This is a genomic window from Nocardia farcinica (assembly GCF_029867845.1).
In the GTDB taxonomy this organism is placed as follows: Bacteria; Actinomycetota; Actinomycetes; order Mycobacteriales; family Mycobacteriaceae; genus Nocardia; species Nocardia farcinica_A.
Window position 1 is genome coordinate 1 of the sequence record NZ_JARWRU010000894.1, and the last position, 8164, is coordinate 8164.

Consider the following 8164-nt stretch of genomic DNA (forward strand, 5'->3'; position numbering starts at 1 on the left):
CCACCCCGCGCTGGCGTGCGCCAACCCGCGGCCCCGGCCCCCGCCCGCCCCGGTTTCCCCCGGGCACTATTTGGGGGTGGCGCCCCGGGCGGCGCCCTACCCCGACCAGTGGTCGCCGGCCGGGACCGGCGAGGACAGCACGGTCACCCGGTTCGGGCCGCCGGTGACCGGGGCGATGACGCAGGCGCCGCGCACGACCGGCGATCTGCCGCCGATCATCGCCACCAAGATCGCCCCGCCCGCCACCAATCACGCGCTGTTACCCCGCCCGGAGCTGCTCGACCGGATGCTCGCCGCGCCGCGCAAGACACTGACCCTGGTATACGGGCCCGCGGGCTTCGGCAAGTCGACGCTGGCCACCCAGTGGATGGAGGCGCTGCGCGCCGAGGGCATCCCGGTGGCCTGGCTGACGGTGGACGAGCAGGACAACCACGTGGTCTGGTTCCTGGCCGATCTGCTGGCCGCCATCCAGCGGGTGCGCCCCGACCTCGGAGTCGGCCTGCGCAGGCATCTCGACGAGCACGCCGAGGACGGGGTGCGGTTCGTGCTCGGTTCGCTGATCAACGAGATCCACGCGAGCGAGCGACCGCTGGCGCTGGTCGTCGACGACTGGCAGCAGGTGCGCGATGCCGCCTCCATCAGCGCGCTGACCAGCCTGCTCGAAGCCGGGTGCGCCCGGCTGAACGTGCTCGTCACCAGCCGCACCACCGCCGACCTGCCGTTGAGCACCCTGCGGATACGCGGACAGGTCACCGAGATCGACGCCGCGGCGATGAGTTTCAGCGTCGAGGAGGCGCGGCGTTTCCTCGTGGACGTGGCCGGGCTGCGGCTGGACGACTCGGACGTCGAGCGGTTGTGGCGTTCCACCGACGGCTGGGTGGCCGGGCTGCAACTGGCATCGCTGTCGCTGCGCGAGCACCCACGCCCCGCCTCGTTGATCGCCAACATCTCCGGCCGTCATCGCACCATCGGCCAGTACTTCGTCGACACCGTGCTGGACGCGCTGGAGCCGCAGACGCTGGATTTCATGACCGCGACCAGCATCCCGGATCGGGTGTGCGGGGATCTGGCCGCGGCGCTGACCGGCAATCCACGTAGCGGCACCCTGCTCGAGGAACTGGAGACGCGGAACCTGTTCATCCAGCACGTCGACGACGACGGCGTCTGGTACCGCTACCACCCGCTGTTCTCGGAGTTCCTGCGGCGCAGGCGCGAACGCGACGAACCGGACTCGGTGGCGGAACTGCACCGGCGGGCCTCGGCCTGGTTCGCCGCGCACGGCTTCCGCGGCGAGGCCGTCGACGAGGCGTTGCGCGCCGGGGACGCCGAGCGCGCGGTGGATCTGGTCGAACGCGACGGGATGCACCTGCTCGAGCGCGGGCGTGTGACCACCCTGCTCGGCCTGGTCGCGAAACTGCCTTCTGACCTGGTGGCGTTGCGGCCACGGTTGCAATTGGATCTGGCCTGGGCCAATCTCACCGTGCATCGCGGGGCGGCGGTCGCGGCGGCGCTGTATCTGGTCGACCCCACGCTCGCCGAGGACCGCGACGGCCCAGGACCGGCCGTGTCTGCCGCGGAGGCTGCCGACATCGCCGCTGAGGTGAAGGTGCTGCGGCGGATGATCGATGTGCTGGCCGACGTGATCACCGACCCGGACGAAAGGCTCTCCGACGACCTCGCCGCGCAACCGGACTGCAGGCCGTTCCTCGTCTCGACGGCCTCGCTGGTCGATTCCTTCGCCGAGATCCACAGTTTCGAATACACCGCGGCCCGGCGACGGCAACGCTGGGCGCACCGCTATCACGCGCTGACCGGCAGCCCGTTCAACATGATGTACGGGCGGTGTCTGGCCGGGATCGCGGCCTTCGAACAGCTCGACGTGGCGGTGGCCGAGGACGAGTTCCGCACCGCGCACACTCTTTCGACCGACAGCGCGGGCGCGGACTCGCTGCCCGCCAGGCTCGCGGGCGCCCTGCTCGGCGAGGTGCTCTACAAGCGCGACCGGCTCGACGAGGCTGCGCCGCTGCTGGCGGCGGCGCGCGCGGGCGGCGGCGAGGGCGCGATGGTGGACATCCTGCTGCCCACCTACGGCATCGGCGCCCGGCTCGCCGCGCTGCGTGAGGGACCGGAGGCGGCGCGCGGCTGGTTGCGCGAGGGCGCCGGGATCGCGGACGCGTTGTCGCTGCCACGACTGTCGGCCCGGCTGTGCCTGGAGGGGCTGCGGCTCGGGCTGACCGACGACGAGCCGTGGTCGCCGCCGGGCATGACCCACGGCATCGCCGTGCAAACCGCGGGCATGGTCGAGGAATACGCCATCCGGGCCATGCTGCGCCGGGGCGAGCCCGAACGCGCGGCGCGGCGGGCTCGTGCGGTGGTGGAGTCGATCGACGGGCTGCGACGTCCCCGCGCGGCCATGCACGCGCGGCTGCTGCTGGTGATCTGTCTGGCCGAGGCCGGGGAGCGCACCGAGGCCGCTCGCGCCCTGCTGCTGCCGCTGGCCGCCTGCGCGGATCTGCACCTGCCGCGGCCGGTGCTCGACGAGGGTGCGCCCGCGGTGGTCGCGATCGAGACCCTGCTCACCGATCGCGTCCTCGCCGACGCGCGCGACGAGACCGGCCTGCAGGTGCTGCAGTTCGGCGCGGCACTGGCCGGACGCCTGCGCGACTGACGCCGACAAATACCACCACCGTCGCGGAGTGACCGGGAACACGGCTGCGAGCTGGGGTTTCGTGGCCGATCCCCACCCCTTTCCGTCAGTCGGCAAGAGCCCGTTGTGAACCAGCGCACAGGACACATAGCTTCACCGCGTCGACGGCCTCGGGGATCGGGGGAGGCCGAACGACCGAGCCACACAAGGGCTACAGGGTCCATCCAGGGACCACAGGCGCCGAATTCACAGACAGCGAAAAAGGACCAGAATGAAGAGACTCACCGCAGCTTCCGCCATGCTGATCGCCGCCATCGGCTTCGGCACCGGCACCGTCAGCGCCGCCCCCGCAGCCCCCGAAGCGGTCAACTTCACCGCCACCACCAGCGAGACGGCCACCGTCATCTCCACCGACGCGGGCGCCATCACCGTCGACGAGGGTGTGCTGCGCATCACCGACGGCCGCGGCAACACCCTCGCGGGCACCGAACTGTCGTTCCGCGTGGACGATTTCGTCTTCCCGATCGCCGCCGAGATCGACGGCCGCACCGCGACCCTGACCCCGCAGTTCGACCGCGAGCACGCCGTCTACTCCCCCGTCGCCCTGCCCTACGAGGACAAGGCGCCGTGGAAGAGCGAGTACGAGCGTGAGCAGGCCGCCTGGAGCCGCATGACCTCCACCATCAGCATGGGCGCCGCGGTCGGCACCGTGGTCGGCGGTCTCGGCGGCGCGGCCGTCGGCTGCCTGCTCGGCGGCGTCGCGGGCGCGACCATCGCCTCGGCCACCATCGTCGGCATGTTCGGCCCGTTCGTCCCGGCCGCGGCCATCGGCTGCCTCGGTGGCGTCCTCGCCATGGGCTCGCTCGGCACCGTCGCGGGCCAGCTGCTGGTGACCGCCCCGGTCGCCGTCATGGCCGCCGTGCAGTACTTCACCACCATCAACCAGCCCTTCACCCCGCCCGCCGCCAAGTAACCGGCGAACACACCATCCCCGTGAGACATGAAGAGGGGGGGGGCGGGGGGGGCCCCCCCCCAGGCGGGGGGGAAGAAAACCCCCGCCCCCCCCCCCCCCCGCCCCCCCCCGCGGGGGCGCCCGCGGGCGCCCCCCCCCCCCCCCCGGGGCGTTGGTGGCCGGGCCGGGCGATCTGCACGGCGGTGCAGCAGACGACGGTGATCGCGACCGCCGCCGCGGCGCCGCCGAGCACGTCGGTGAGATGGTGATAGCCCATGCCCACCTGCCCGAAGGCCACCGCGACGAGCGCGACGGCACCGAGGACGCCGACGACGAGGCCTGCCCGTCGCACCGGGCAGAGCAGGACGAAGGCGCAGACGACGGCGACGAGATGGACCGTGTGCCCGCTCGGATACGCGAGATAGCCGGCGAGCGGCCGGTCGAACAGCGGTTTGAGCAGCACGGTGTCGACGAGCAGCGCCAGCTCCGGTGTGACCGCCATGGTGACGGCGGCGAGTACTCGCCCGCGCCCGGCCAGCCAGACCACCGCCGCGATCAGCGCGGCCAGCACCAGCGGAGCATCGCTCGGCGCGACGAGCACCCGATCGAGCGCCGAGGGACCGCCCGCCGCCACCGGCCCGGCGAACGCCCGGTCCAGCGCGCTGGGGCCGCCGTCGGGCGGAAAGGTCAGCGGCAGCAGGCAGACCACGAGCGTGGCCGCCACCGCGATCAGGCCGCGGGTGATCAGCATCGGACACGACACATCCCGCACCGTACGCGGCAGCGCCTGCCGGGTGCGCGCGCCGACGACAACGGTGTGGCCGGGACAACGGTGTGGCCGGACCGGCCGGGGCAGGCGGTCGGCCGGTCAGTCGAAGACGTACATCGACAGCAGCGACAACACGAACCACGCCGACCACACCACCGCCACCACCATGCCGATGGCGAGGGTGACGCGCATCCACCCCTTGCCCATGTCGATGTCACCGGACTGGCGCGGGTAGAGCTTCCACGGGCTGTACCAGGGCGCGCGGATGAGCCGCGGCCGGGCGTCGCGCTCGAGCTGGGCCACCTCGTCGGCGTAGGCCTCGGCCTGGGCCTGGGTCGGGCCGCCGTGCCACAGGTCGATGTCGATGGGGCCGAGGAAACCCTCGTTCAGCAGTTCCTGCGGGGAGGGCAGGTAGGGCAGCAGCCCGAGCCCGCGGAAGGCGTATGCCACGTCGTTGGCCGTCCACAGGTGCTTCTCGCTCTGGGCGAGGACGGTGAAATAGTGGCGAAGCCGGTCGGGGTCGGTGCCGAGGATGGCGTCGAAGCTGGGATCGCTCCAGGCCTGGCGGATCTCGATCGCGGCGCCGCTCGGCGGGATCACCAGCGAGACGCCGTGCACCGCCCGCTGACCGAGGCCGCGTTCGGCCAACCAGTCCTGCAGGGCATGGGTGTGATCGCGCGAGCGGTCGAGCGGCGTGCGCTCGTCCCGGCCGATCGCCACCGGCGCTCCCTCGATGGTCCACGGGCCGTGGAGCGGGATGTCCAGCACGCCGTCGATGTCGGTCTCGAGCACGTCGGCTTCGATCACCACACAACTGGTCGGCGTCCACACCACCGCGTCGAAGCGGTTCAGCTCGTCACGGTGCGACAGGTGGCAGTTGAGGGTCGCGACGCCCTGCGGGTGGCCGGGGCCCTGCCAGCTGGTCAGCCAGTCGATGAGCGCCCGCTCGGACGGACTGCCCGTCGGATTCTCAACGCGCACAAGCATTCGCGACCACCCTTCACCTCGTCACCCCGCCAGAGGACAGGATACGGGCGATCCGGGCCACGGGCGTCCGGCGCGTCGAGAACGGGGTGTGTCGGCCCGCTCAGAGCGGGTCGGCGGCGATGCGGCCCGCCGCCACCGCGCGCTTCAGCTCGGCGTGATCGGCCTCGGTCTGGTCGGCGTAGCGCACCGCGAAGGCGGCCACCGCGTCCTCGAAACGCTCGTCGCCGTCGAGATATCCGGCGAGCAGGCGCGGGTCGAGCGAGCGGGCGTGCGCCCTGGCCAGCAGCGCGCCCGCCAGCCTGCCGTAGTCGTCGAGCAGATCGGCCCCCAGCCCGGCCGGATCGATGCCGCCCTTCAGATTGCGGAACTGGCGCACGATGAACGGCAGCCGCGCGCCGTCCAGATACAGCGTGGTCCAGCCGAGCAGGATGTCGCTCTCGGCCTGAACGAGCCTGGCGCCCCGCACGATTCGCTCGCCCTCGTGCGCCACCGGCGGCGCGGGCAGACAGGGCGACAGCGCCGAGGGGATGGACTGCTTGAGTTGCAGCACCAGCACCTCGCCGTCGTTGCCGTGCAGCAGCGCCACATAGCTGTGCAGGCCGACGCTGCCGGTGCCGACGACGCGGAAGGCCACATCCGAGACCGCGAAGCGCGACAGCGGCGTGGCCCGCCCGTCCGGCAGGGTCCGCCCGTAGCGCTCCAGCCCGGCGATCACCTCGTCGGCGACCTGCTCGGCCACCGGGGTCAGCACGGGCGGATCGCTGACGAATCGGTGCCTGCGCACGCCGGTCTCGTGGTCGTCGATGTGCTCGCCCCACTTGCGCACCACCTTGGCGCTGTTGTTCTTGCGCGCCTTCTTGGCGGCCTTCTGGAAGGCGGCGAGCAGATCGTCGGCCTGGGCGTCGGCGAGGATCGACTGGTCGGGCAGCGCGCTCCACGAGCGCATGAACGGCTGCTCGGCCAGTGCGTCGACGGCCAGCCGGTAGGAGCGCGCGGCGTCACGGGCGGCCAGCGCGCAGTCGTCCTCGCCGACCCCGGACTCCCGGCCCGCCAGCACCAGGCTGGCCGCCAGCCGCTCCACGTCCCACTCCCATGGCCCGGCGATGGTCTCGTCGAAATCGTTGACGTCGATGACGATCTCGCCCCTGGAGGTGCCGTAGAGGCCGAAGTTGGCGGCGTGCGCGTCGCCGCACAGCTGGGCGTGCAGGCCGCTGACCGGACCCTCGGACAGGTCGGCGCCCATCAGGCCCGCGGTGCCGCGGTAGAAGGTGAACGGGCCGCTGACCATGCGTGCCACCCGCAGCGGCACCAGGTGCGCGAGCCTGCCCGCGTGCGCGGCGGTGACGAACTCCAGCACGCCGGGGCGGTGCTCGCCGCGCGCCCGCCGATCGCGAGCGGTGACCGGCACCCGTTCGCGCAGCGCCTTGCCGCGGGCGCGCACCTGCTCGGCGGGCACCAGGTCGCGCAGGTTCAGATGATCTTCCGGCACAAGCGATCACGGTAACCCGGCGTCCGGTTCTGGCGCGAGGTGACGGAGGTGCCCGGTGGCCTCCGTGGTCAGGACTGCCGCACCGCCGGGTCGACCGGGGTGATCGGCAGCCGCAGCGCGCCCGGCGCCGACTCGGGCACCGTCGGACGGACCGGGCGCACCGGCTGGATGCGCCGGTACGGCTCGCCCAGCGCGGGCCGCGGGTCGGCCTCGCCCTTGTTCGGCCAGAACGCCATCGCCCGCTCGGCCTGGGCGGTGATGGTCAGCGAGGGATTCACGCCGAGATTGGCGGTCACCGCCGAGCCGTCGGCGATGTGCAGGCCCGGGTAGCCGTACACACGCTGGTAGGGGTCGACGACACCGCTGTCCGGGCCGTCGCCGATCACACAGCCGCCGATGTAGTGGGCGGTGGCCGGGATGTTGAACACATCCATGATCAGGCCGTGCGCGTCGCCGTCGACCTTCTCGGCGAAGCGGTTCGCCACCTCGTGGGCCAGTGGGATCCAGGTCGGGTTCGGCTCGCCCGTGCCCTGCCTGGTGCGCAGCGCCCCGCGCTTGCGGAAGGAGGTCAGCGAATTGTCCAGCGACTGCATCACCAGCAGGATCACCGACCGTTCCGAGCCGCGATAGATCCAGCAGCTGCGCAGGAAGTGGATCGGGTGCAGCAGGATCGCGAGCAGGAAGCGCAGGAACCGGAACGCGCCGCCGTCGATCATCGGCACCGCCATGGTGGCCAGCGCGTTCTGCCCGGCGCCGTAGTGGCAGACCTCCACGTGCGTGTCCGGCTCAGGGTGGATGGAGGAGGTGATGGCCACGCCCTGGGCGAAGTCGTAGCGGCTGCGGCTGGCGACGTTGAGGATGGCCTCGGAATTGCTGCGGGTCAGCTCGCCGAGACGGGGCGAGAGGTCGGGCAGCACGCCCTCGTCGCGCATCGCGTGCAGCAGTTTCTGGGTACCGAGCGCCGCGCCGGCGAACACCACCTGTCCGGCGGTGAAGGTCCTCGGCTCCTTGCGGATCCAGCGCCCGGAGCGCACGGTGTCGACGGCGTAGCCGCCGCCGGGCAGCGGGCGCACCGCGGTGGCGGTGGTCAGCGCGTGCACCCGCGCGCCCGCCTGCTCGGCGAGATAGAGATAGTTGGTGGGGGTGGTGTTCTTGGCGTTGTGCGGACAGCCGGTCAGGCAGCGCGAACAGTGGATGCAGCCGTTGCGCCGCGGACCCGCGCCGCCGAAGTAGGGGTCGTCGACCTCGACACCCTCGGCCTCGTCGTTGAAGAAGACGCCCACCTGGGTGGCGTGGAAGGTCTCGCCCACGCCCATGTCC

General features: G+C 72.2%; 6 protein-coding genes. 2 read left to right on the plus strand and 4 right to left on the minus strand.

Features of this window, described 5'->3' with window-relative positions; translation table 11 throughout:
- Positions 1–76 precede the first annotated feature (76 nt).
- Entirely contained in the window at positions 77–2668 is a 2592-nt protein-coding gene (locus QH283_RS19685) for an AAA family ATPase (protein WP_280504459.1), read from the plus strand.
- A 250-nt stretch (positions 2669–2918) separates the two neighbouring features.
- On the plus strand, positions 2919–3620 hold the full coding sequence (locus QH283_RS19690) for a hypothetical protein (RefSeq protein WP_280504460.1): 702 nt from the start codon (positions 2919–2921) through the stop codon (positions 3618–3620).
- Here the strand turns inward: QH283_RS19690 and QH283_RS19695 are convergent.
- The 4 genes from QH283_RS19695 to QH283_RS19710 form a co-directional block, all read right to left on the minus strand.
- On the minus strand, positions 3598–4362 hold the full coding sequence (locus QH283_RS19695; RefSeq protein ID WP_280504461.1) for a phosphatase PAP2 family protein: 765 nt from the start codon (positions 4360–4362) through the stop codon (positions 3598–3600). The two genes, QH283_RS19690 and QH283_RS19695, sit on opposite strands and share 23 nt — an antisense overlap.
- Before the next feature lie 105 nt (positions 4363–4467).
- The gene (locus tag QH283_RS19700) at positions 4468–5355 is read right to left on the minus strand and encodes an NERD domain-containing protein (RefSeq protein ID WP_280504462.1); all 888 of its coding nucleotides are present in this window, start codon (positions 5353–5355) and stop codon (positions 4468–4470) included.
- Between the two features lie 100 nt (positions 5356–5455).
- Complete coding sequence (locus QH283_RS19705; protein WP_280504463.1) at positions 5456–6844, minus strand: DUF2252 domain-containing protein; 1389 nt, start codon at positions 6842–6844, stop codon at positions 5456–5458.
- 68 nt (positions 6845–6912) lie between these two features.
- On the minus strand, positions 6913–8164 hold a 1252-nt coding region (locus tag QH283_RS19710), incomplete at its 5' end, for a GMC oxidoreductase (protein ID WP_280504464.1).